Source organism: Gryllotalpicola reticulitermitis (assembly GCF_042651345.1).
In the GTDB taxonomy this organism is placed as follows: Bacteria; Actinomycetota; Actinomycetes; order Actinomycetales; family Microbacteriaceae; genus Gryllotalpicola; species Gryllotalpicola reticulitermitis.
In genome coordinates, this window is the sequence record NZ_JBHSCN010000023.1 from 65,898 (window position 1) to 88,434 (window position 22,537).

Annotated in this window: 23 protein-coding genes, 1 tRNA gene and 1 pseudogene; 14 read left to right on the forward strand and 11 right to left on the reverse strand. The window is 68.9% G+C overall.

Annotated elements, in window-relative coordinates; all coding sequences use genetic code 11:
• Positions 1–83 precede the first annotated feature (83 nt).
• From ACFOYW_RS18160 to ACFOYW_RS18205, 10 genes are all read left to right on the forward strand, one after another.
• Positions 84–1,217 (forward strand): Gfo/Idh/MocA family protein, encoded by a 1,134-nt coding sequence (locus tag ACFOYW_RS18160; protein ID WP_390232379.1) that lies wholly within the window; start codon positions 84–86, stop codon positions 1,215–1,217.
• A gap of 32 nt (positions 1,218–1,249) precedes the next feature.
• Entirely contained in the window at positions 1,250–2,290 is a 1,041-nt protein-coding gene (locus ACFOYW_RS18165) for a Gfo/Idh/MocA family protein (protein ID WP_390232382.1), read from the forward strand.
• A gap of 37 nt (positions 2,291–2,327) precedes the next feature.
• Entirely contained in the window at positions 2,328–3,488 is a 1,161-nt protein-coding gene (gene nagA / locus ACFOYW_RS18170) for an N-acetylglucosamine-6-phosphate deacetylase (RefSeq protein ID WP_390232385.1), read from the forward strand.
• A 92-nt stretch (positions 3,489–3,580) separates the two neighbouring features.
• Positions 3,581–4,051 carry an SIP domain-containing protein gene (locus ACFOYW_RS18175; RefSeq protein ID WP_390232388.1) on the forward strand — a complete coding sequence of 157 codons (471 nt, stop codon included), beginning with the start codon at positions 3,581–3,583 and terminating at the stop codon, positions 4,049–4,051.
• Between the two features lie 215 nt (positions 4,052–4,266).
• On the forward strand, positions 4,267–5,154 hold the full coding sequence (locus ACFOYW_RS18180; RefSeq protein ID WP_390232391.1) for an alpha/beta fold hydrolase: 888 nt from the start codon (positions 4,267–4,269) through the stop codon (positions 5,152–5,154).
• 70 nt (positions 5,155–5,224) lie between these two features.
• Positions 5,225–6,742 carry an ABC transporter substrate-binding protein gene (locus ACFOYW_RS18185; RefSeq protein WP_390232394.1) on the forward strand — a complete coding sequence of 506 codons (1,518 nt, stop codon included), beginning with the start codon at positions 5,225–5,227 and terminating at the stop codon, positions 6,740–6,742.
• A gap of 10 nt (positions 6,743–6,752) precedes the next feature.
• The gene (locus ACFOYW_RS18190) at positions 6,753–7,703 is read left to right on the forward strand and encodes an ABC transporter permease (protein WP_390232396.1); all 951 of its coding nucleotides are present in this window, start codon (positions 6,753–6,755) and stop codon (positions 7,701–7,703) included.
• Complete coding sequence (locus ACFOYW_RS18195; protein ID WP_390232399.1) at positions 7,700–8,602, forward strand: ABC transporter permease; 903 nt, start codon at positions 7,700–7,702, stop codon at positions 8,600–8,602. The genes ACFOYW_RS18190 and ACFOYW_RS18195 overlap by 4 nt, the downstream gene beginning before the upstream one ends.
• Positions 8,595–9,383 (forward strand): ABC transporter ATP-binding protein, encoded by a 789-nt coding sequence (locus tag ACFOYW_RS18200; protein WP_390232402.1) that lies wholly within the window; start codon positions 8,595–8,597, stop codon positions 9,381–9,383. The genes ACFOYW_RS18195 and ACFOYW_RS18200 overlap by 8 nt, the downstream gene beginning before the upstream one ends.
• Positions 9,380–10,150 carry an ABC transporter ATP-binding protein gene (locus ACFOYW_RS18205; RefSeq protein WP_390232405.1) on the forward strand — a complete coding sequence of 257 codons (771 nt, stop codon included), beginning with the start codon at positions 9,380–9,382 and terminating at the stop codon, positions 10,148–10,150. Before ACFOYW_RS18200 ends, ACFOYW_RS18205 begins: the two co-directional genes overlap by 4 nt.
• Here the strand turns inward: ACFOYW_RS18205 and ACFOYW_RS18210 are convergent.
• From ACFOYW_RS18210 to ACFOYW_RS18225, 4 genes are all read right to left on the reverse strand, one after another.
• Positions 10,140–11,030, reverse strand: a complete 891-nt coding sequence (locus ACFOYW_RS18210; RefSeq protein ID WP_390232408.1) for an SDR family NAD(P)-dependent oxidoreductase — start codon at positions 11,028–11,030, stop codon at positions 10,140–10,142. The genes ACFOYW_RS18205 and ACFOYW_RS18210 overlap by 11 nt on opposite strands.
• 52 nt (positions 11,031–11,082) lie before the next feature.
• On the reverse strand, positions 11,083–12,537 hold the full coding sequence (locus ACFOYW_RS18215; protein WP_390232411.1) for a dihydrolipoyl dehydrogenase family protein: 1,455 nt from the start codon (positions 12,535–12,537) through the stop codon (positions 11,083–11,085).
• Between the two features lie 8 nt (positions 12,538–12,545).
• The gene (locus tag ACFOYW_RS18220; RefSeq protein ID WP_390232414.1) at positions 12,546–13,400 is read right to left on the reverse strand and encodes an arginase family protein; all 855 of its coding nucleotides are present in this window, start codon (positions 13,398–13,400) and stop codon (positions 12,546–12,548) included.
• Positions 13,401–13,470: 70 nt separating this feature from the next.
• On the reverse strand, positions 13,471–14,466 hold the full coding sequence (locus ACFOYW_RS18225) for an SDR family oxidoreductase (RefSeq protein ID WP_390232417.1): 996 nt from the start codon (positions 14,464–14,466) through the stop codon (positions 13,471–13,473).
• 170 nt (positions 14,467–14,636) lie between these two features.
• On the opposite strand from ACFOYW_RS18225, the gene ACFOYW_RS18230 reads away from it, so the two are divergent.
• Positions 14,637–15,485, forward strand: coding sequence for a DUF3097 domain-containing protein (locus ACFOYW_RS18230; protein WP_390232419.1), 849 nt, complete (start codon positions 14,637–14,639; stop codon positions 15,483–15,485).
• Between the two features lie 109 nt (positions 15,486–15,594).
• Here ACFOYW_RS18230 and ACFOYW_RS18235 read toward each other — a convergent pair whose 3' ends face one another.
• The gene (locus ACFOYW_RS18235; RefSeq protein ID WP_390232421.1) at positions 15,595–16,080 is read right to left on the reverse strand and encodes a MarR family winged helix-turn-helix transcriptional regulator; all 486 of its coding nucleotides are present in this window, start codon (positions 16,078–16,080) and stop codon (positions 15,595–15,597) included.
• Between the two features lie 124 nt (positions 16,081–16,204).
• On the opposite strand from ACFOYW_RS18235, the gene ACFOYW_RS18240 reads away from it, so the two are divergent.
• Complete coding sequence (locus ACFOYW_RS18240; RefSeq protein ID WP_390232424.1) at positions 16,205–16,870, forward strand: FMN-dependent NADH-azoreductase; 666 nt, start codon at positions 16,205–16,207, stop codon at positions 16,868–16,870.
• Positions 16,871–17,009: 139 nt separating this feature from the next.
• On the opposite strand, the gene ACFOYW_RS18245 is transcribed toward ACFOYW_RS18240, so the two are convergent.
• The 3 genes from ACFOYW_RS18245 to ACFOYW_RS18255 form a co-directional block, all read right to left on the reverse strand.
• Complete coding sequence (locus ACFOYW_RS18245; protein ID WP_390232427.1) at positions 17,010–17,405, reverse strand: ArsR/SmtB family transcription factor; 396 nt, start codon at positions 17,403–17,405, stop codon at positions 17,010–17,012.
• On the reverse strand, positions 17,396–17,851 hold the full coding sequence (locus ACFOYW_RS18250; protein WP_390232430.1) for an SRPBCC domain-containing protein: 456 nt from the start codon (positions 17,849–17,851) through the stop codon (positions 17,396–17,398). The genes ACFOYW_RS18245 and ACFOYW_RS18250 overlap by 10 nt, the downstream gene beginning before the upstream one ends.
• A gap of 88 nt (positions 17,852–17,939) precedes the next feature.
• Positions 17,940–18,674: a YoaK family protein gene (locus ACFOYW_RS18255; protein WP_390232432.1), complete on the reverse strand. Its 735-nt coding sequence runs from the start codon at positions 18,672–18,674 to the stop codon at positions 17,940–17,942.
• Positions 18,675–18,740: 66 nt separating this feature from the next.
• On the opposite strand from ACFOYW_RS18255, the gene ACFOYW_RS18260 reads away from it, so the two are divergent.
• A tRNA-Arg gene (locus ACFOYW_RS18260) sits at positions 18,741–18,816 on the forward strand.
• Positions 18,817–19,357: 541 nt separating this feature from the next.
• A complete protein-coding gene (locus ACFOYW_RS18265; RefSeq protein ID WP_390232435.1) occupies positions 19,358–19,738 on the forward strand; it encodes a hypothetical protein in 381 nt (126 codons plus the stop codon).
• Between the two features lie 30 nt (positions 19,739–19,768).
• Here the strand turns inward: ACFOYW_RS18265 and ACFOYW_RS18270 are convergent.
• From ACFOYW_RS18270 to ACFOYW_RS18280, 3 genes and pseudogenes are all read right to left on the reverse strand, one after another.
• Positions 19,769–20,716: pseudogene (locus tag ACFOYW_RS18270) on the reverse strand (recombinase family protein); the annotation flags it as partial.
• A complete protein-coding gene (locus tag ACFOYW_RS18275; protein WP_390232437.1) occupies positions 20,713–22,311 on the reverse strand; it encodes a tyrosine-type recombinase/integrase in 1,599 nt (532 codons plus the stop codon). The pseudogene ACFOYW_RS18270 and the gene ACFOYW_RS18275, both read right to left, overlap by 4 nt.
• Positions 22,304–22,534 carry a helix-turn-helix domain-containing protein gene (locus ACFOYW_RS18280; RefSeq protein WP_390232439.1) on the reverse strand — a complete coding sequence of 77 codons (231 nt, stop codon included), beginning with the start codon at positions 22,532–22,534 and terminating at the stop codon, positions 22,304–22,306. Before ACFOYW_RS18280 ends, ACFOYW_RS18275 begins: the two co-directional genes overlap by 8 nt.
• Between the last annotated feature and the right edge of the window lie 3 nt (positions 22,535–22,537).

The window sequence follows — 22,537 nt, forward strand, 5'->3', positions numbered from 1 at the left end:
AGTCTTGACGATTAAAGAGTCTTAATGAAGAATCCTAACAACGACTTCGCCTGACCGCTGCCCAATCTCGAAAAGGCCACCCCATGACTGACACTGTCCCCACGCCCGTCGACCACGCCAGACTGCGGCTGGGGGTGCTCGGCGCAGGCGGCATCGCCACCATCCCGGAAGGCGTGCTGCCCAACATGCACCACCTGGCGGGCGAGGTCGAGATCGTCGCGATCGCCGACAGCTTCCACGAGCGGGCGATCGAGGCGGCCGCCCGCTTCGGCATCCCCGCCGCATATTCGTCGCTCACCGAGATGCTCGCGTCGGCCGAGCTCGACGCCGTCGCCAACCTCACCCCGATCCCGGCGCACGCCGCGACGTCGCTCGAGATCCTCGAGGCGGGCAAGCACCTCGTCGTCGAGAAGCCGATCGCGACGACGCTCGCCGATGCCGACCGGATCATCGAGCTGGCCGCGAGCAAGGGTCTGACCGTCGTGGTGGCTCCGCCCGACATGCTCTACAGCCCGTACGTCGAGGCGAAGCGCCTCGTGCACGAGGGCGTCATCGGCAAGGTGGCCTTCGCGCGGGTGCGCAGCTCGCACGGCGGCCCCGGGGGCGGGCCGCAGGGCTGGCCGTTCGACCCGAGCTGGTTCTACCAGGAAGGCTCGGGGCCGCTGCTCGACATGGGTGTGTACGGCATCCACGAGATCACCGGCATCCTCGGTCCGGCCAAGCGCGTCAGCGCGTTCGCGGGCACGACGGAGGAGACCCGCACGGTTCGTGGCGACGGCCCGTTCAGCGGCACGGTCATGCCGGTGACGACGCCCGACAACAACCTCTTCATGCTCGACTTCGGCGACGCCACCTTCGCGGTGATCGACGGCACCTACAACGTGCTCGCGTCACGCAGCCCGAAGGTCGAGATCTTCGGCCGAAAGGGCGTCATCAACGTCATCACGCCCGGCGGCCCGGACCTCGAGATCTACCGCACCGACGTGGCGCCCGGCGTCGACGGGTGGATCGCCCCGAACCTGTACCCGCAGCTGCAGGACGAGCGCCGCGCCAAGCTGCGCCGCGCTCTGCTCATCGCGCAGCTGGTCGACAGCCTGCGCAGCGAGACACGCCCGACGCTCAGCGCCGAGCACGCCCGCCACGCGCTCGAGATCATGCTCGCTGTCGCGGAATCCGCCAAGACGGGCCGCGTCGTCGAGCTCACCACCACGTTCTGAGTCCCGCGTCCTACTCGAAACAGAGGAAATAGATGTCAACCCCCATCACCTTCGGCGTCATCGGTCTCGACCACTGGTACTCGGCCATCCCGCTGGCGAAAGCCGTTGCAGCCCACCCCGATGCCGTCCTCGCGGGCATCGCCGACACGGACATCGCCCGTGCGCAGGAAGTGGCGGCCCAGACCGGTGACCCCGCAGTCACCGACGACCTCTTCAAGCTCATCGAGGACGACAGCATCGACGTGATCGCCAGCTTCGCAAGCGTGGACCAGAACCCGGACATCGTCGTCGCGGCGGCCGAGGCGGGCAAGCACATCGTGTCCATCAAGCCGCTCGCCCTGACGCTCGCCGAGGCCGACCGGATCCGCGCGGCGGTGCACAAGGCCGGCGTGGTCTTCGTGCCGGGCGAGTCCCGCTCCCGTGGCGCCGATCAGAACCGCTGGCTCAAGGATTACGTCGAGAGCGGCAAGCTCGGCCGCATCACTTCGGCGCAGTTCAGCCTCAGCGGGTCGCTTCCGATGAGCTGGCCGGGCGGCGAGCACGACGGCGGCTGGTGGGTCGACCCGAAGCGCGGCCCGGGTGGCGGCTGGGTCGACCACAGCCTGTACCAGATCGACCGCATGCGCTGGCTGCTCGGCGAAGAGGTCGCCGAGGTGAGCGGCCGCGTCGCCAATCTGGTGCACCGCGACCTCGCCGTCGAGGACTACGGCCACGCGATCGTCGTGTTCGACGGCGGTGCGATCGCGTCGATCGAAGACACGTGGAGCGGCCCGGCCGGCGGCTGGCGCATCGCCACCAGCATCGTCGGCACCTCCGGTTCGCTTCACCTCGACACGTCGACCGGCATGATCGCGGTGCTCGAGACCGACGGAACGCATCAGGGCTGGGTCCAGCTGGTGAGCCCCTCTGACCACACGGTGGGTCTCGAAGAGATCCTGACCTCGGTGCGTGGGCCCGAGAAGGCCATCGCGACCGTCGACGACGCGTGGGAGAACCTGGCCGCGGCCATCGCGTTCTACGAGGCCGCAGCCTCGGGCACCGCCGTGCGCCCGCCGCACCTGCGCGATCAGTGACTCCGTTCGGCCGGCGGCGGCTTCGCGAGCGGATGCCATGACCACGGTCCTGCTGGGCGCACGCGTCGTCGGTTCGCCCGGGCAGCTGGGTGACGACGTCGGGTGGCTGCGCATCGACGAGGGGATGATCACGGCGACCGGCATCGGGGCGCCGAGCCCGGCCGCGATCGCTGGTGCGGCGGTCACGACCGACCTCGGTGGCCGCTGGGTCGTCCCGGGGTTCGTCGACGTCCACTGTCACGGCGGCGGCGGAGCATCCGTCTATTCGGGTGTTCTCGACGATGTCGTGAAGGCAGCGCGCACCCACCTGGCGACGGGGACGACATCGATGCTCGCCTCGGTCGCGACGACGGAGCTCGGCTCGATGCTCGCCGCGACGTCCGTCGTCGCAGATGCGATCGACGCCGGGCTGGTCCCGAACGTCGTCGGCATTCACCTCGAGGGTCCGTTCCTGTCACCGCGACGCCGTGGCGCGCAGACGGCGGCGGCCCTGCTGCCGCCAGATCCGGAGGTTCTGGAGCGTCTGCTCGCGGCCGGCCGCGGCCACGTTCGTACGATGACCATCGCGCCGGAACTGCCGGGTGCCACGGACCTGATCCGCGCCAATGCTGCGCGGCTGCGGTTCTCGCTCGGGCACACCGACGCGGATGCCGAGCAGTTCCGCGCCGGCATCGAAGCCGGGGCCCGCATGGCGACGCACCTCTTCAATGCGATGCCGCCGCTGCTGCACCGCGCACCCGGCGCCGTCGGCGCCGCGCTGACGGACGAGCGCGTCACGGTCGAGCTCGTCTCGGACGGCATGCACGTCGACGACCTCGTGCTGCGGCTCGCGTACGCGACCGCGGGGCGTGCACGCATGATGACGGTGACGGATGCCTCGCCGGCCGCCGGCCTCGGGGACGGCGACTACCGTTTCGCCGACCGTCACATCACGGTCGACGGCGGCGTGGCGCGGATCTACGGCACCGACACCCTCGCGGGTTCCGCAGTGACGCTCGGCGAGGTGCTGCCGCGCCTCGTCGGGAGGGCCGGCTTCACCCTCGAGGACACGGCCGAGATCATGTCGGCGACACCCGCGCGGGCAATCGGACTGGACGATCGCGGTACGCTCCGGGTCGGTGCCCGCGCCGACCTCGTCGTGCTCGGCCCGGAGTTCCGCCCGCAGGCCGTGATGTCGAACGGCACGTGGATCGAGTGATCCGGCCGCCGTCTGCGCATACAGCGGGCGCGTGATAGCCGAGGTTCACGCATTTGCTTCCAACTTAGGTATGCCTCACCTACACTCGCTGCATGAGTGCACGACGCCGCGGCCCTTCAGAGCACGTTCTCATCGCCGGCGACGAGCACGATCTCACCGCGATCGAGCACGTGCTGTGGCTGTTGCCCGATGACGCGTACGGGCATGTGTTCGTCGAGACGCTCACCGACGAGCCGCGTGGGGCCCTTCCCGCGCCGGAGGGGGTCACGGTCACATGGCTGCCGCGATGCCGCCGCCCCAGCGTGATCCCCGAACTCGTGTTCGCTGACCGCGGCGAGCCGCTCGCCGTGGCGCTCACCGGGTGGGCATCCGAGTGGCTGACGGGCGGCGACGACCAGCTGGGCCGTCGGCATCTGCTCTGGATCGGCGCCGAGGAGAGCCGGTACGTCAGCATCGTGTGCGACCTGCTGCTGCGGCCCCTGTGCAACCACGTGTATCCGCTCGACGATCTGGTCGGCGCCTCGGCCTCCGAGTCCCACGCCCCCCGCGCGCCGCAGGCGTAACTGTGCCCGTTTGACCCGTGGGTGTGCCCGAATGGCGCGACTGTGACCGCTGCATCAGGCACAGTTGCGCCATTCGGGCACAGCTCCGTTGAGAAAGGGGCACCGGGGGCGCGGGGAGTGCGGGGAGTGCGGGGCGCGGGGCGCGGTAAGGGGGCGTAACCCGGCGCGCGTGACGCGACGAGTCCACTTAAAGTCGAACACGTGAGGAGCATGCCGTGACCGACAGCCTCGACGAGTTCGCCTACCTCCTGGAAGAAGCGCGAGAGGTCGGCGCCGCCGGCACCGCGCTGCCCGTGCGTCGCGTCGAGGTGCCGACCGACGGCGGCCGCGTCAGCAGCCTGCTCTGGGGCGAGCGCCCCGCGCTCACGCTGCTGCACGGCGCCGGCCTCAACGCGCACACCTGGGACGCCACGTTGCTCGCCCTCGGCCGCCCGGCCCTCGCGCTCGACCTGCCCGGCCACGGCGACTCCGAGTGGCGCGACGACTTCGACTACTCGCCCGAGCAGAACGCCGTCGCGGCAGCGCGGGTCATCGAGGACCAGGCTGCAGGCATCCGTCAGATCATCGTCGGGCAGTCCCTCGGCGGCCTCACCGCGCTCGCACTCGCCGCGCAGCGCACCGCACTCGTGCGCGCCGTCGTGCTCGTCGACGTGACACCGGGGCTCCGATTCGAGGAGGCGGCCCAGGTGCGCGACTTCCTCTCGGGGCCGCTCGTGTTCGCCTCCCGCGACCAGATCGTCGACGCTGCGGTCAGCGCGGGCATCGGGTCCGATCGGCGCAAGCTCGAGCGCGGTGTCGTGCTCAACACGCGGGTGCGCGACGACGGCTCGGTCGTGTTCAAGCACCACCTCGCGGCACCTCCCGAAGGCAAAGAGCTCGCGCACGACTTCACCGCCCTCTGGGAGGACGTCGAGCAGGGCGGATTCCCCGTGCTGCTGATCCGCGGCAGCGACGGGTTCCTCTCGCCGGAGCGCGTCGATGAGTTCCGCCGCCGGGTGCCGCGCGCGGAGTTGCTCGAGATCCCCGCGGGGCACAATGTTCAGGAGCAGCAGCCGGCCGCGCTCGCCGCAGCCATCGATGGATTCCTCGCGCGCCATCAGTGATCCGCCGCGATACTCGACTACCAAGCTCGCACCACGAGAAACCCCGGCTCACACCAAGAGAAAGCAGCCCATGCGCCCCAGGAAGTACCTCATCGCAGGCCTCGCCGCGGCTACCGCACTCGTTCTCGCCGCCTGCTCGGGCGGCGGCAAGTCCGCGTCGAGCGGCCCGTCGGACTCGGGCGGCAAGCCCGACACCAGCGCGACCCTCAACGTCGGCCTCGTCCTCGAACCGACCGACCTCAACGTGCGCACCACCTCGGGCGTCGCGCTCGACCAGATCCTGATCGACAACGTGTACCAGGGTCTCGTCGGCCTCGATCCGAACGGCAAGATCGTCGACGTGCTGGCCAAAAGCCACTCGATCTCGTCCGACGGACTCGACTACACGTTCACGCTGAAGAGCGGCGTCGCCTTCAGCGACGGTACGAAGCTGACCGCCCAGGACGTCGCGTGGTCGATCAACCAGGTGCGCACGAACCCGAAATACGTCGACAACAATCAGCTGACGGATGTCTCGTCCATCACCGCCCCCGACGCGAGCACCGTCGACATCAAGCTCGCGAAGCCCAACGCAGAACTGCTCTACGACCTCGCCGGTCGTGCCGGCCTCGTGCTCGAGCAGGGCGCGACCAACGACCTCGCGACGAGCGCCATCGGCACCGGCCCCTACAAGCTCCAGTCCTGGAAGCAGGGCGACAGCATCACCTTCACGCGCAACGATGCGTACTGGGGTCCGAAGGCCAAGGTGGCCAGCGTCGTCTGGCACTACTACACCGATACGGCCACGGCGGTGAACGCGGCGGTCAGCGGCGACATCCAGGTGCTCACCCCGGTCGACGCCACGCTCAAGTCGAAGCTCAACAGCGGGTTCACGCTCACCTCGGGCGAGTCGACCGACAAGTACGTGCTCGCGTTCAACAGCAAGCGCGCGCCGCTCAACGACCTCAAGGTGCGCCAGGCACTGCGCGAGGCGATCGACCCGAAGGCGATCATCGCGGCCGTCGGCGGCGACGGCGTGCCGATGGGCGGCCCGATCCCGAAGGGCGACCCCGGCTACCAGGACCTCACCTCGATCAACGCCTACAACCCGAGCGACGCGAAGAAGCTGCTCGCCGAGGCCGGCCACCCGAAGCTCACGCTGACCCTCACGGTGCCGAACATCTACTCGACCGCGACGAACGATGTGCTGGTCAGCGAGTTCGCCAAGGTCGGCGTCACGCTCAAGGTCGACAGCGTCGAGTTCACGACGTGGCTCAGCCAGGTCTACACGAACAAGGACTACGACCTGAGCCTCGTCGACCACTCCGAGGCGCACGACTTCGGCGACACGTGGGCGACGCCCGGCTACTACTTCAACTACAGCAACCCCCAGGTGCAGAGCCTGTACGCCGAGGCGCTCGCGACGACCAGCGCCGCTGACGAATCCGCGAAGCTCGCGCAGGCCGCCAAGCTCGTGTCGCAGGACGCGCCTGCCGACTGGCTGTACAACTGGACGCCCATCACGGCGGTCGGCACGGGCGTCATGGGATTCCCCACGAGCGGCACCAACAACCGCATCAATCTCGTGAATCTCGAAGTGACCAAGTAGAAATGCCTGAGTGACCCGCTTTCTCCTCACCCGCCTCGGCCTGCTCGTGGTGGGGCTCGCGGTCGCCAGCATCCTGATCTTCTTCACCCTGCGCGTGCTGCCGGGTGACGTCGCCCAGGTGATCGGCGGCACGCAGGCCTCGCCCGCGCAGGTCGCGTCGATCCGTGCGGAGCTGGGTCTCGACCGGCCGCTCTGGGTGCAGTACGGCGAGTGGATCGGCGGCGTCGTGCACCTCGACCTCGGCCGTTCGCTCGTGACGGGCACCCCGGTCGCGAATCAGCTCGGCCAGAAGCTCGAGGTGACGCTGCCGCTCGCCGGCCTGTCGCTGGTGTTCGGGCTCGTGATCGGTGTGCCGCTTGGCGTCATCTCGGCGCTGCACCATCGCCGCGTCGGCGGGTTCGTGATCAGCGCCGTCGCGCAAGCGATCGCGGCCGTGCCGATCGTCTTCGCGGGTGTGCTGCTCATCGTGCTGCTCGCCCTGACGCTCAAGGTGCTGCCGACGCAGGGCTTCCCCTTAGACGGGTGGCATGAGCCCGGCCGGTCGCTGCAGGCTCTGATCCTGCCGGCGCTCACGATCGCCCTCGTGGAAGGAGCGGTGATCCTGCGCTTCACCCGATCGGCAGCGCTTGACGCGCTCGGGCAGGACTACGTGCGCACCGCCGCGGCGAAGGGCATGACGACGACGCGCGCGCTCATCACCCACGGCCTGCCGAACGTGCTGCTCTCGGTCGTCTCGGTGCTCGGCATCCAGATCGCAGGGCTCATCGTCGGTGCCGTGATCGTCGAGCAGCTCTTCCAGCTGCCGGGGGTGGGGCGCATGCTCGTGAGCGACGTCGGCAACCGCGACCTCACCAAGGTGCAGGGCGAGCTGCTCGCGATCACGGCGCTGATCCTCGTCGTCGGCACCGCCGTCGATGTCGTCCACCGCGTCGTCGACCCGCGGGAGAGGGAGCGCGCATGAGGGGCCCGACCTGGCTCCGCGAGCTGCTGCGCCGCCCCGCCGGCATCACGGGCACCGTCATCATCGTCGGCCTGCTCGTCGTCGCCGGAATCAGCCTGTTCTGGACGCCGCAGAACCCGTTCGACGTCGACCCGTTCCACCAGTGGCAGGGCCCCTCGTGGCGCCACCTGTTCGGTACGACCGGGTCAGGGCAGGACATCTTCAGCTATCTGTTCGCGGGGTCGCGAACGACCGTCGCCGTCGCGTTCCTCTCCTCCGTCATCGCGGCGGTCGTCGGCATCGCGCTCGCCGTGCTCGGCTCGCTCACGGCACGGTGGGTGCGGGAATCCGTCGCCCTGCTCATCGACATCCTGATCGCGTTCCCGGTTCTGCTGATCGCGATCATGCTCGCCGCCGTCTTCGGGTCGTCGATCGTGACGCTCGTGATCGCGGTCGGCATCGGATTCGGCGTGAACATCGCGCGCGTCAGCCGCGGCGAGATCAGGCGGGTGGCACGTGCGGACTACGTGCTCGCGGCGCAGGCGTCGGGCTCGGGGCCGTGGCGGATTCTGCGCGAGCACCTGCTGCCGAATATCGCACCGGTGTTCATCGTGCAGCTGTCGCTGAGTGCTGCCGTCGCGGTGCTCTCGGAGGCGGGCCTGTCGTTCCTCGGCTACGGCGTCTCCTCCTCGACGCCGTCGTGGGGGCGCATGCTGTCGATCCTGCAGAACTACGTCACGATCTATCCGGCCACGGTCGTGTGGCCCGGGCTCGCGATCACGATCACGGTGCTCGGCTTCAACCTGTTCGGCGATGCGCTGCGCGAGGCCACCGACCCCCGGCTTCGTCGCAGTTCAGGGCGCAGCTCGGGCCGCAGCTCGGGCCGCGGCTCGCGACGACGGGAGGAGCCGCGTGCTTGACGTCAACGACCTGAGTGTCGAGATCGGCGGCCGGCGTGTCGTCGACGGGGTCGGGTTCTCGGTCGCCACGGGGGGCCGGTTCGGAATCATCGGTGAGTCGGGCTCGGGCAAGTCGCTCACCATGCTCGCGATCCTCGGGCTGCTGCCCGAGGGCGCGGTGGCGACGGGCAGCGTCCGACTCGACGGCGAGGAACTCCTCGGCCGCCCGGAACGGCAGCTCGCGCGCATTCGCGGCGCCCGCATCGGCACGGTCTTCCAGGACCCGCTCACCTCGCTGAACCCGCTGCGCACCATCGGCCGGCAGCTCGTCGAGCCGCTCGAGCTGCACGGCGGGGTCCGGCGCAGCGAGCGTCGCGCCGCCGCCGTGCGCCTGGCCGAGCTGGTGCGTCTGCCCGAGCCGGAGCAGATCGTCGACCGGTACCCGCACCAGCTCTCCGGCGGCCAGCGGCAGCGCGTCGCAGTCGGCATCGCCGTGGCGTGCCGCCCCGGGCTGCTGCTCGCTGACGAGCCGACGACGGCGCTCGACGTGACGATTCAGGCGGAGATCCTGCAGCTCTTCGGGCGGCTGGTCGATGAGACGGATGCCTCGCTCGTCTTCGTGACGCATGATCTCGCCGTGCTCTCCGAGGTCACGACCGACGTGCTCGTGCTGGCGCACGGCCGCGTGGTCGAATCGGGCCCCGTCACGCGCATCCTCAGCGCGCCCGAGCACGAGGTGACCGCGGGGCTCGTCGCCGCTGCGCGCGCCACCAGCTGGCAGCCCGAGGGGGAGGCACGATGAGCCTGCTCGAGGTCGATGGGCTCAGCCGCGACTATCGCGGCCGCGGCCCGGGCTCGCCGGTCACCCACGCGCTGCGCGGGGTGTCGTTCGAGCTCGGCGCGGGTGAGACGCTCGCTGTCATCGGCGAGTCGGGGTCGGGCAAGACGACGCTGATGCGACTGCTGCTCGCGCTCGACGGTGCGACGGCGGGCACGGTGCGGTTCGCCGGCCGCGAGGTGGTGCCAGGGCCCGCGCGCACGCTCGGCTGGCTGCGGCGCGAGACGGGCATCGTGCTGCAGGATCCGTACTCGTCGCTCGACCCGCGGATGTCGGTCGGCGCCTCCGTCTCCGAACCGTTGCGGGCGCTCGGCGTCTCAGTCGACCACCGCGCCCGCGTGCGCGACGTGCTCGCGCGGGTGGGGCTCGACGCCGAGCTCGCGGGTCGGTACCCGCACGAGCTATCGGGCGGTCAGCGGCAGCGTGTCGCGCTGTCCCGGGCGATCGTGCACGGCCCGAAACTGCTGATCGGCGACGAGCCGCTGTCGGCCCTCGACGTCACGGTGCGGGCTCAGGTGCTGGAGCTGCTGCGCGAACTGCACCGCGACCTGGGGCTCGCCGTCGTGCTCGTCTCGCACGACATCGGCCTCGTGCAGCACTTCGCCGAGCGGGTGCTCGTCATGCACGACGGCGAGGTCGTCGAGGCGGGGGCCAGCGCGCAGGTGCTCGCGGCGCCGCAGCATCCGTACACGCGACGGCTGCTCGCCGCCGTGCCGCGGCTCAGCTCGTGAGGTCGGCGCCGGGGAGGCCGGCTCCCGTGACGTCGGCTCCCGTGATATCGCCGAGCAGCTGGAACAGTTCGCGCCGCAGGCCCAGGTCGTTCGCCTGCGCCGCTGTTCCCCCGAACGCGGAGAACCGCGAGAAGTAGGTGCCCGTCGGGCCGTTCATGGGCAGCGTGCTCGAGAAGGCGATCAGCGGCTCCGCACCGCTCAGCGGTCCACGGCCCCAGTGCCCGCGCAGCAGGGTGTTGCCGAGGTGCACCAGACGCGACGTCGACCCGAAGCTCGTCGCCACCATGCCCGGGTGCACCGAGTAGGCGGTGACGCCGAGGTCGCGCAGACGGTCGGCGAGCTCGCGGATCCACATGATGACCGCGAGCTTGGCGCTGCCGTAGACCGGCCACCCGCGCAGATACGGGCGCTCGGCCCACTCGAGGTCGTCGAGCCGCACCCGCCCCCACTGGTTCGCCATCGACGACGTGGCGATGATGCGGACCGTGCCGGGCGCGACGTCGTCTCGGGCCGCGGTCTCGGCCATTCGGGGCGCGAGCAGCTGGGTCAGCAGGAACGGTGAGAGGACGTTCGACTGCAGAGTCCGCTCGTGGCCGTCGGGGGTCAGCTGCCATTCGCTGATCAGGCCGCCCGCGTTGTTGATGAGCACATCGATGCGGTCGTAGCGGTCGAGGAGCTGGGCTGCGAGCATCCGTACGTCATCGAAGCGGTCGAAGTCGCAGACGTAGGCCTCGCCGCCCGCCGCCGCAGCCGACGCGCGCGTGCGCTCGGGGTTGCGGCCCACGACCACCGCATGGTCGCCGCGCGCCGCGACCTCGCGGGCGGTCTCGCGGCCGATGCCCGAGCTCGCACCGGTGATGACGATGACGCGCTGGCTCATGCTGTCCCTTTCATCGAGGCTGCGGGGTGCGCCGAACGCTCGCCGGCTCGGGTCACTCGGCGACCGGGCGGCCGTAGGTCTCCAGCAGGCGCAGCCACACCTCGCTGATCGTCGGGTACGACGGCACGGCGTGCCACAGCCGTTCGATCGTCACCTCGCCCGCGACGGCGATGGTGGCCGAGTGCAGCAGCTCGCCGACATCCGAGCCGACGAACGTCACGCCCACGAGCACGTGACGGTCCTCGTCGACGATGGCGCGTGCTGTGCCGGCGTAGCCGTCCGAGTGGACGCTCGCGCCCGCGACGCCCGCCAGGTCGTAATCGATGACGCGGGTACGGATGCCGCGCTGCTCGGCCTCGTGCGCCGTGAGCCCGACCGAGGCCACCTCGGGGCTCGTGAACGTCACCTGCGGCACGGCGGCATGGTCGGCGGTCGCCGAGTGGACGCCCCACGGCGCCGTGTCGACCGGTTTGCCGAGCGCGCGCGCCGCCATGGCGTCACCCGCGATGCGCGCCTGGTACTTGCCCTGGTGGGTGAGCAGGGCCCGGCCCGTGACGTCGCCCGCGGCGTACAGCCAGTCGATGGGGGAGCCGTCGCCGGAGAGAACCCGGAGCGAGTCATCCGTCTTGAGCCAGCCGCCGGCCTCCAGGCCGAGGCCGAGCGCCTCGAGGCCGAGGTCGCCGGTACGCGGCGTGCGCCCCGTCGCCACCAGGATCTTCTCGGCCGTGACGGTCGTGCCGTCGGAGAGGTGCAGGGTGTGAGCCGCGGGGCTCTCGCCGCCGGCGGGCGACACGCGATCGACCGACGTCCCCAGCCGCACATCGGCGCCCGCCTTGCGCAGCGCGTCGGTGACCGCCTCACCGGCGAACGGCTCCTGCTTCGAGAGGAGCGACCCGCGCGAGATCAGCGTCACCCGGGCGCCGAGCGAGGTGTACGCCGTCGCCATCTCGGCGGCCACGACGCCACCGCCGATGATCGCGAGCGATGCGGGGATCGATCGCGCACTCGTCGCCTCGCGGCTGGTCCACGGCTGCGCCTCGGCGAGCCCGGGAGTCTCGGGCAGCAGCGGCACCGAGCCCGTGACGACTGCGACGCTGTGCCGGGCCTCCAGTTCAGTGACGGTGCCGTCCGACGCGGTAACGCGCAGCGTGCGCGGGCCCGTGAACACGGCGTGCCCTCGTACGAGGTCGATGTTCGCGCCCTCGAGCCACTCGACCTGCGAATCGTCCTTCCAGTCGTGCGTGAAGCTCGTGCGCCGCTCAAGCACCGCGGCCACGTCGAGGGAGCCCGTGATGGCCTCGGCCGCGCCCGGCAGCGCCCGCGCCGTCTCGAGAACCGCAGCGCTGCGCAGCAGCACCTTCGACGGCATGCACGCCCAGTAGGAGCACTCGCCCCCGACGAGCTCGGCCTCGACGATCACCGTCGAGAGGCCGCCCTGCACGGCTCGGTCGGCCACGTTCTCGCCGACCGCCCCCGCTCCGATCACGATCGCGTCGTAGGTGGGCATGGATCCTCCTAGCTGGTGGTGGCGGGCACAGGCCGGGTGAGCGCGGCGAGAATGCGTAGGATCGCGGACAGGTCGCCCGCCGCGGCGTCCGGCGACGCGGGCGCGAACCCGGTGACCGCCGCGCCCACGAGCTCGAGCGGCCCGCGCAGTGCCTTGATCGCTGCGGTCAGCTGCTCGACCGAGAGGCCGAACGGCTCGGGGTAGCCGACGCCTTCGACCACGGCCGGGTCGAGCACGTCGAGGTCGACATGGATGTACACGTGAGTCGCGCCGCTCGCCGCGGCCGCCTCGAGCAGCGCGTCGGGCGTCTCGAGATCGTCGACCCCGAGCGAGCGGATGCCTGACGCCGCCAGGTACTCGAGCTCGGCATCGTCGAACGCGCGGCCGCCCGCGTGGATCACGCGCTCGGGGGAGAGGCGTACCGGCTCGGGGACGAGCCCCTCGGCACCGTCGCCGAGCAGGGTGCGCAGCACCATTCCGCTGAACGTGCCGGAGGGCGAGGAATCCGGTGTGTTGAGGTCGCCGTGCGCGTCGAACCAGACGAGCAGCAGGTCGTCGTAGCGGGCCGCCGCGTACTCGACGCCGGCGAGGTCGGCGCCGCAGTCGCCGCCGACCGTGATCACCGTCTCGTCGTCGTCGAAGGTGGCGAGCGCCGCGCGCACCTGGTCCGCGACGGCGTGGATCGACGAGAACCGCTTCACCCCCGTGCCGAGCGACTCGCCCGCCTCGATGCGCACCTCGACCGGCGTCGTCGCGGCCGCGGGCAGGTCACCGGCGATCGCGTTGGCACCGTCAGTGAGGCGCATCGCCCGTGACGACCCGGAACCCTGCCACTGGGGCACGACGAGAAAACGCGCGGGCATGTCGCCACCCTACCGATGGAGTGCGGGTGGTGTCAGGGCTTGCGTGCTTGTGTGCTTGTGCGCGACGGGCTCAGAGCGAACGCGCGTGCGCGACGAGCTTGTCGAAGGCCGCGTCGTAGTCGGCGTTCGTCTGCTGCGCTTCGGGGTGGGCGTCGTACCACGCGATCGCCTCGGCGGCGCCGTCGCAGTAGGGGATCGTCGTGGCGAAGTCCGGCACGAGTGCCTTCACCTTGCTGTTGTCGAAGATCATCGAATGGGACTTGTCGCCGATGAGTCCCGGCAGCGCGTCGGGCAGCACGCGGCCGATGGTCTCGGTCGCGACGTGCACCAGTTCGGGCTCGGGCACCCCGGCTGCGTGGCCGAGCCACGTGTAGATCTGGTCCCACGTGGGGTGGTGATCGCCGGTGATGTGGAAGCGGTCGCCGACGGCGAGCTGGTTGCCGAGCAGGCCGACGAACGCGACGGCGAAGTCCCGGGAATGCGTGATCGTCCAGAGGCTCGTGCCGTCGCCGTGCACGACCACGGGCTTGCCCGCGCGCATACGTGCGACATCCGTCCACCCGCCGAGCGTCGGCAGTCGCGTCTCGTCGTACGTGTGCGACGGCCGCACGATCGTTGCGGGGAACGCCCGTTCGCGCAGCGCGGCGAGCAGCAGCTCCTCGCAGGCGATCTTGTCCTGCGAGTACTTCCAGAACGGGTTCACGAGCGGCGTGGATTCGGTCACGGGAATGCGCGTCGGCGGAGTCTGGTAGGCCGACGCCGAGCTGATGAAGATGTACTGGCCGGTACGGCCCGCGAACAGCCCGATGTCGGTCTGCACATGCTCGGGCGTGAACGCCACGAAGTCGGCGACCGCGTCGAACTCGACGTCACCGAGCGCGTCGCGCACCGATTGGGGGTCGCGGATGTCTGCCACGACGGTCTTCACCTCGGCCGGGATCGGCCGCTTCGACTCGTGGCCGCGGTTGAGCACCGTGACCTCGTGACCGCGCTCGACCGCGAGCCGCACACTGCTCGCCGAGATCGTGCCGGTGCCACCGATGAACAGGAACTTCTTCGTCGCCATAACGCTCAGATTACCCCTGTCCTGCGGTCGCTTCGAATCGATTCGACCCGGGGTGAAGGGGCGCGCGCTACAGTTACAGGCTCGCGCGCCACCCGTCGCTGTAGCGCCGATCCGTAGCTGTAGCGCGGCGCTACGGGGGCTGCGCCCGGCCGGCAAGTAGGGTCGGGCGGGTGACGTGGGAGGACCCTTACGGCTCAGACGTGTTGGCCGACAAGAACTGGCGTCGTCGCGGTGTCGTGCAGCCCGTGCAGACGCCGGCGGAGCGCGACCTCGTGGTCGAGGTGGTCGACGGCGGCTTCGTGGGCGCGGTCGTGGGTATCGCTGAGGGTGGCCTCGTGCAACTCGAGGACCGAAGCGGCAGGGTCCGCGTCTTCCCCCTCGGGCACGGATTCCTCGTCGACGGCAAGCCCGTCGTGCTCACCAAGCCGGCGCCCGCCTCGGCACCTGCCGGGCGTGCGCGCAGCGCCTCCGGATCATTCCACGCCGGCCCGGTCGGAGCCCGGGTCGCACGCGGGAGCCGCATCTTCGTCGAGGGACGTCACGACGCCGAACTCGTCGAGAAAGTCTGGGGTCACGACCTGCGCGTCGAGGGCGTCGTCGTCGAATACCTCGAAGGCGTCGACAACCTCGAGGAGCTGCTCGCCGAGTTCCGCCCCGAGCCGCAGCGTCGCGTCGGCGTGCTGGTGGACCATCTGGTTCCCGGATCGAAAGAAAGCAGAATCGCGGATGCCGTGGCGAAGGGCCCCTTCGGTGCAGACGTGCTGGTGGTGGGGCATCCGTTCGTCGACATCTGGCAGGCCGTCAAGCCCGCTCGCGTCGGTCTCGCCGAGTGGCCGCGGATTCCGCGCAACATCGAGTGGAAGCACGGCATCGCGGCGGCGCTCAAGCAGCCGCACGCCGATCAGGCCGACATCGCGCGCCTGTGGCAGCGGATCCTGTCGCGCGTGCGCACCTACGCCGACCTCGAGCCGGCCCTGCTCGGCCGGGTCGAGCAGCTGATCGACTTCGTGACTGCCTGATCCCCGCGCGGCGCGGCGCTACAGTTATGGCTCCGCGCGGCACCTGTCAATGTGGCTCTGGCCCGTAACTGTAGCGCGACGCGCGCCATTGGGTGGGGCCGCGGCTGCGTCAGGCCGTTTGCGCGGCGACCTCGTCGACCGTCGAGCAGACCGCGACTGGGTCTTCATCAAGGGAGCGGGCCGCGCGGGCGACGATTGCTCGCAGCGCCGCGGCGTCGGTGGCCGGGATGCCGGCGAGCAGCTGCTGCTCGACCTCGTTCATGCGGGCGGTGAGGTCGCGCAGGCGTTCTGCGCCGGCCCCGGTCAGGCTCACGTGGCGCGACCGCCGGTCATTCGGGTCGGGGGTGCGGACCACGAGGCCCGCCTTCTCGAGGTCGTCGATCAGATAGGTCAGCACGGTGCGATCGAGCCCGGTCGCCTCGGCGATGCCGGCCTGGTTGCTGCACGAGCCCGCGCCGGCGATCGACAGCACCTGGTAGCCCCTCGGGCCTCCGGGCAGGTCGCCAAGCGCGTCGGCCGAACGCTTCAGGTAGCCACGCAACAGCGTTCCGAGTGACCAACCGAGGTCGATCTGCTCGCCCTGTGCGTCTGACATGTCGCCCACTTTATCTGTCTCTTGTCAATTTCAGATTGTCTGTGTCTATTATCGTCTGTGTCACAGAACATCTGCTGTGAATAATGCTGGCACCAGCAACATCCACTTGAGGAGAGCAATTTCCATGAGCACCGTCTTCCGTCTCGACGCGAGCATCAAGCCCGAGGGCTCCGTCACCCGCGCGATCGAGGACACCCTGCAGGGTGCGATCGTCGCCGACCTCGACGCGACCGTCGTGAAGCGCGAGATCGGCCTGACCCCGCTGCCGTCGGATGCCTGGGCGACGGCGATCTTCGCCGGTTTCACCCCCGCCGACGCGCGCACCCCCGAGCAGAACGCCGCAGTCGCGCTCGTGACCGAGCTGGCCGACGAGCTCGCCTCGGCCGAGGTTGCCATCATCGGCGCGCCGTTCTACAACTGGGGTGTCACGCAGCACCTCAAGACCTGGTTCGACCTGGTGCTCGCCGACCCGCGCTTCAGCGCCGGCGTCGAGACCCCGGCCGGTTCGGGCAAGCAGGCGTTCCTCGTCATCGCGCGCGGTGGCGGCTACGGCGAGGGCACCCCGCGCTACGGCTGGGACCACGCGACCGCGTGGCTCGAGCGCATCCTGAAGGACGTGTGGGGCTACGAGGTGACCATCATCGAGGCCGAGCTGACGCTCGCCGAGTCGACCCCTGCCATGGCTGGCCTCGTCGACCTCGCTCGCCAGCGGCTCGCGGAGGCGCACTCGGCCGCCGAGACGCACGGCAAGGCCGTTGCCGTGAAGCTCGGCGAGATCGCCGCGGCGTAGCGCCGCACGCGCTGCTCAGATCCGGTGCGTGCGCCTCGGATCTGAGCAGGGCAGAGCGGATCGCGGCAGCGCGCCCGCGCCGTGCCGGCCGTGACGGACCGGCCGTGGCGCGGCGTGCCGGCGCAGAGGGGCGGATGCTTCAGGCATCCGCCCCTCTGGCCTGCTCGGCTTCTGCGTGCTCGGCCAGCGCCTTGATGCGCGCGAGGCGCCCGTCCCAGGCTTCAGCTGCGGCGCGCAACAGCTCACTCGCCGCCCCGAGCCGGGCGGGACTCACCGCGAAGAGCACCTCGCGGCCGCTGCGTCTGCTGGTCACGAGGCCCGTGCGCTCGAGAACCACCAGGTGTTTGCTCACCGCTTGCCGGGTGACGGGCATCCGCTCGGCCAGGCCGCTTGGCGTCGCCCCGCCGGCCGCGAGCAGCTCGTCGAGCAGCCGGCGCCTGGTCGGGTCGGCGACGGCCTGCCACAGCTCGTCGCTCGCCGCGGTATTCGGGCTCGTCGCGCTCGCGGTCGATGGGCTCGCCGGGGTCACAGCCACGCCATGTACTGGCCGAGGTCGCGCAGGTGGTGCTTCCAGCCCTCGGTGTGCGAGTCGAGGTAGGCGGCTTTGGTGTCCGCGTCCCAGTCGACCTTCGACAGGCCGCTTTCGACGACCCGCAGCAGCGTCTGGCCGCCGATCGGCTCGAGCGTGAATTCGACGAGGGTCGAGTTGAGCTCGGTCGGCGCGTCGCCCGCCGGGTGGCACCAGCGCAGGGCGAGGAAGCTCGGGGCGTCGGCGGCGAGCACGGCGATCTCGGTCGGGTAGCTCCGACCACCGACGCGGAACAGGATGTGTCCGTTCGTGCCCGCCACGGGCTCGAACTCGGCCTTCGCGAACCACCAGCGGAAGATGTGCTCGGGTTCGGTGAGGATGCGCCAGACCGTCTCGGGTGCGGCGTCGATCGTGACCTCGCGAGTGATCGCGTCGGTTGTGATGGTGTCCATTACCAGCTCCTTATGCAACCTGTGGTTGCGTCTCGCGGCGAGCCTACGACTGGCGATCGGATTCTGCAACCATCGGTTGCGTGTTGGGTCAGGGCTTTGTGGTCCAGGCATCCGTCGACCGCGCGAATCGCGCCGCCCGCGCGACGATCACCGCGAGCAGCACGGTCGCGAGCACCAGCACGAACGGTGCGAGATGCGCAGTGACGAGCGCCGAGCCGATCAGCGCGCCGACGAACATGCTCGCGATCGAGACGAACCGTCGGCCGACTTTGCCGCCCGCGCCACCGGCGGGCTTGCTGTCGGCGGAGATTCCGACGAGCGTCAGCGTCAGCACCGTCGTGGTGAGGTCCGGCACGGCGATCGCCCGAGCCGTCGCATTCTGCAACCCCATGCCGACACCGAGCAGCACGATCAGCACGACGAGCGCCGCATCGCCGAACGGTGTCGGCAGCACGAACGCGACGATCGTCGCGACCAGCACGATCGCACCCTGAACGGATGCCGCGGTGAGCAGGTGCCGCCCGCGGTGGACACCGCGCGCCGATGCGATCCGGCCGCCGAGGAACGCGCCGCCGATGAAGGTTGCGACACCCAACAGCGACGCCCACCAGACGAAGCCGGGCGCGCCACCCAGGGCGAACGCGAGGAACACGACGTTCCCCGTCATGTTGGCGACGAAGACCCGGCCGAGCTCGAGGTAGCTGAACGCGTCGACGAGGCCGGTCACGATGGTGAGGAGCACGAGAAGCGGAGGAAGCGGGCCGTGCGGGTCGTCTCTGGGCGGGGCGACGGTGCGCCAGGCATCCGTCAGATGCTGCTTCATACCTCTAGTCTCGCGTGCGGTGTCGGCAGAACGGGGGATTGCCTCTGCTAGCCTTGGGGTGCCCTGGCCCCATTAGCTCAGGGGATAGAGCGTCTGCCTCCGGAGCAGAAGGCCGTTGGTTCGAATCCAACATGGGGCACCAAATGGTCCTTATTCGAACCACGGCCCGCGAATAGCGGGATAAAGACTGCGAGCCACAGGTCCGGTAGGGCGAGCGCCGAGGAGCGGCGTGCTGCCGCTCCTCGGCCTGGTTTTGTCGGGCTTTCCTTCTCGTACGCGAGGCGCCCAATGTCTTCGATCGTTGCGGGCGTGCTTGCACGGACTTTGCTCGCGTCGAACATCGCTTGCCCGGCGTAGAGCGCGTCGAACGGAGGCTTGACGTCGTTGCCGCTGACAGATCGGTCTTCAATGAAGATCGCCTCGTAGATCAGCTGATTGAGGCGCCGGCGGTTGGCATCGGTCGCGTGGCGGTAGAGCTGCGGTGCGTCGCGGAGGAGCTCCAGTTCGGCTTCGATGCGCTTCATGCTGATCGCGAGATCAGCGCTGACTGACTTGAGCTGTTCAGTCAGGCGTTCGCGGTCGCGCTGGATTTTGTAGATGCGGACCTTCACCCGCTTGGTGTCCATCCCGCCATCGGCGGCGAGCTCAATCAGGTTCTCTTCTTTGATATCGAGCTCATCAAGTTGTTTCTCAAGATCTGTCTTGAGGAGCGTTTGCGATCCCAGCTGGTCTGCGAGGGCCCCGCTGACCGTCTCGCGCACCATGTCGACGAACTCCTGGCTGTAATTCTTCTGCTGGTAGTGGCGCTCGACCGCCGTCTCCACCTCGCCCATGTCGTGATGCGGCTGCGTGCAGCCGTCCTTACGCCGCCCCGGGCAGAAGAAGTAGAAGTATTCGCGGCCGCCTCTTCCGACGCTGCGTTGAACGACGAGGCGCTGTCGGACGTGGCGCTTGCGGAAGCATTCGCCGCAGTAGATCGATCCGACGAGATAATGCGGGTACTCCCGTCGCCGCTCGGCGGACATGCGGCGGCTGCCGAGCAGGTCCTGGACGCGATCGAATAGCTCTTGGCTGACGAGCGGCTCGTGTCTGCCTTGGAATTGCTCGCCGCCGAATTCCACCCGCCCCGTGTAGTAGGCATTTGCGAGCAGCCGCCGCACGTCTTTGGGATCGAGCGATTTGGGGGGACGCTTGGGGGTGGCGCGTGTGCGCAGGCCGCGATCGGTGAGTTCCGCCGCGAGCTCGGTGATGCTGAACTCGCCGGTCGCATAGAGCTCGAATGCTTCGCGCACCAGCGGGGCGCGGTCGTTGTCGATGGCGATGGTGCGGATCTCGCGCCCGTCGGTGCGGTCGATGACGTTGAGGTATCCGAGCGGTGCTTTGCTGAGCGTGCCGCCGCGGCGGACCTTGGCGGCCATCTTGAACGAGATGTCAGCGCCCGAGGCTTTGCTCTGGTACTCGTTGATGACGGCGAGCATGCCGCGCATGAGTTGTCCCGTTGGCGAATCGTCGATGCGCTCGGTGGCTGAGACGAGGCTGACGCCGAGCTTGTTGAGGGCGACGCCCAGGATCGCGTCGTCGAAGCGATTACGCGCGACCCGACTGAACATGTAGACGATGACGTAGTCGACGTCGCGGCGCTGAGTGATGCGCGCGATCATCTGTCGGAAGGCCAGTCGTTTGGTCATCTCGGTGGCCGAGCGCCCAGGCTCGACGTACTCATCGATGATGATGACGCCGAGCTCGTCAGCCTTCCGCTGGCACGCTTGCCGTTGCGAGGGGATGGATTGCCCGAGCGGGTCGTAGTCCGTCTTGACCTGACTCGGATCGGACACGCGCAGGTAGGAGATTGCCCGTTTGCCTGGCGGAATTTGATCGAGCGACAGGGTCTCTTCGAGGATCCCTCCGAGCCCAAGCTGCTGGGCGTCGATCGCGATGGCATCCATGTCAGGCATTCCCGGTAGCGATGGCAGCCCGAAGGTGTCATAGCTCATATGCGCCGGGAGCGGATCGAACGCGTCATCGTCGAATGCGGTCGTCATGGACGCACCTCCAAGGAATTACCGATCGTGGGGAGCAAGTTGAGGGGAAAGCTGAGCCGACGCATCTTTGCGACTTCGGCGTCGTGTCGCGCATTCTGAATCGCTTTACGAAGCGTGATGAGTTCGGCGAGCGTGGTCCGGCCGAGTCGCGACTTGACAGCTGATCTGACAGCAACATGCCCGAAAACGGTGCATATGCAGCGGTTATCAATGGCGAGCAAAACAGGGGTCGGGAGCGCAAAGTGTGGTGTTTTTAGCAACCTCTTAAGCAGGGTGTCGAGGGTTCGATCCCCTCCTGGCCCTCCAATGAATTCCGCCGATTTGACCCCCGTTGAATCGGCGTTTTTCATTGGGCTGACAGCCTCGAATTTGATGGCGTGACTGTCGTTTGACAGCAACGCTGACAGCAATGCGTTGCTGTCAGAAATGGCCTCTGGCGCCACCCCTGCTCGATCGTGCTCGATGCCGCCGAGCGCGCTTTCGATGCGCTGCAGGGCGTCGCGGTGCAGGTCTGGATCGGCGTGCTGGTAGATCGACTGCGTGGTGATCACGCTGGCGTGGCCGAGGATTGCCTGCGCATCACGCGCAGGCACGCCGAGTCGTTTGAGTAGCGTCGCTGCCGTGTGGCGGATGTGATGCACGGTGATTCGGCGAAGGCCGGCCTGCTCGCGCAGGATGTGAAAGTCGCGGGTGAAGTTGTGCGGATCAACCGGTGTGCCGACCGCACTGAGGAGGATGAGCTGCTTCTGCCAAGGCAAGTCGGGATCGACGGACGCGGGATCAATACCGCTAGCGTCGGTGATATTCAGCAGCGCTTCCTTGATGACGGGCAAAAGCGGCAGCCTGCGGCGTCCGGCTGCGGTCTTGACCGGACCGACTTCGAGGTCCCGGCCTATCCGCTGGAGCTGCTGGTTCACGCTGAGGCTTTCGCGCTCGAAGTCGATGTCGGACCACCTGAGCCCGAGGACTTCACCGCGGCGCATGCCGTAGTAGATGAGGAGCATGTAGCCCAATTGCCAACGGTGACCCTGGATGGAATCCAGGAAGACGTTGGCCTCATCGATGCTCCACGGCTTGATCTCCTTGCGTTCTTCTCTCGGGAGATCGACAAGACGCGCGACATTGCGCATGACGAGTTGTTCGCGCTCCGCGCGAGAGAGGGCCGCTGAGAGCACCTTGCGCACGTTGTGCAGGATGCTTGGCGACTTGCCCTGTTGCATCAGTATGTTGATGAGTCCCTGTACGTCCGCGACGGTGAGCCGCGACAGGATCTTCTTGCCAATGAACGGCCGGATGTGCACTCGGACGATGCCTTCGTACGATTCTCGAGTGCGCGCCCTGATTCGAGCTGGAGCGACGGTGTTGAGCCAGTAGTCGAGGAAGCCCTCGACGGTCCAGTTCGCATCAGGCGTTGGCACTCCGGCTTCGTCGTCGTGAAGCTTCTTGGTGAGCGCCGACTGCACTTCCTGGCGAGTGTGTCCGTAGAAATGGATGCGCCGCCTCGAACCGTCTGGCGAGTGAACATAAACAGAGGCGGCAAAGCGCCCGTCCGTGCGGCGGTAGATGGAGCCTTCGCCGTTGGCGCGCCTAGACACGACGCTCTCCGATCGGGGAACCGTCTTGTGTGGCGGAGCGGGCGAGGTTAAGTACGGCGTCACGAGGGATGCGGCGCCGGGCGCCGATTTTGACTGATGCCAGCTCGCGGCGCTGGATCATTCGGTTAACGGTCCAGTAGCTGACGCGCAACAGCTGCGCGGCTTCGGGCACGGTGTAGAACAGCACATTCGCCGGGTCTTGGTTGATATCGCTTGGTTGCATGAT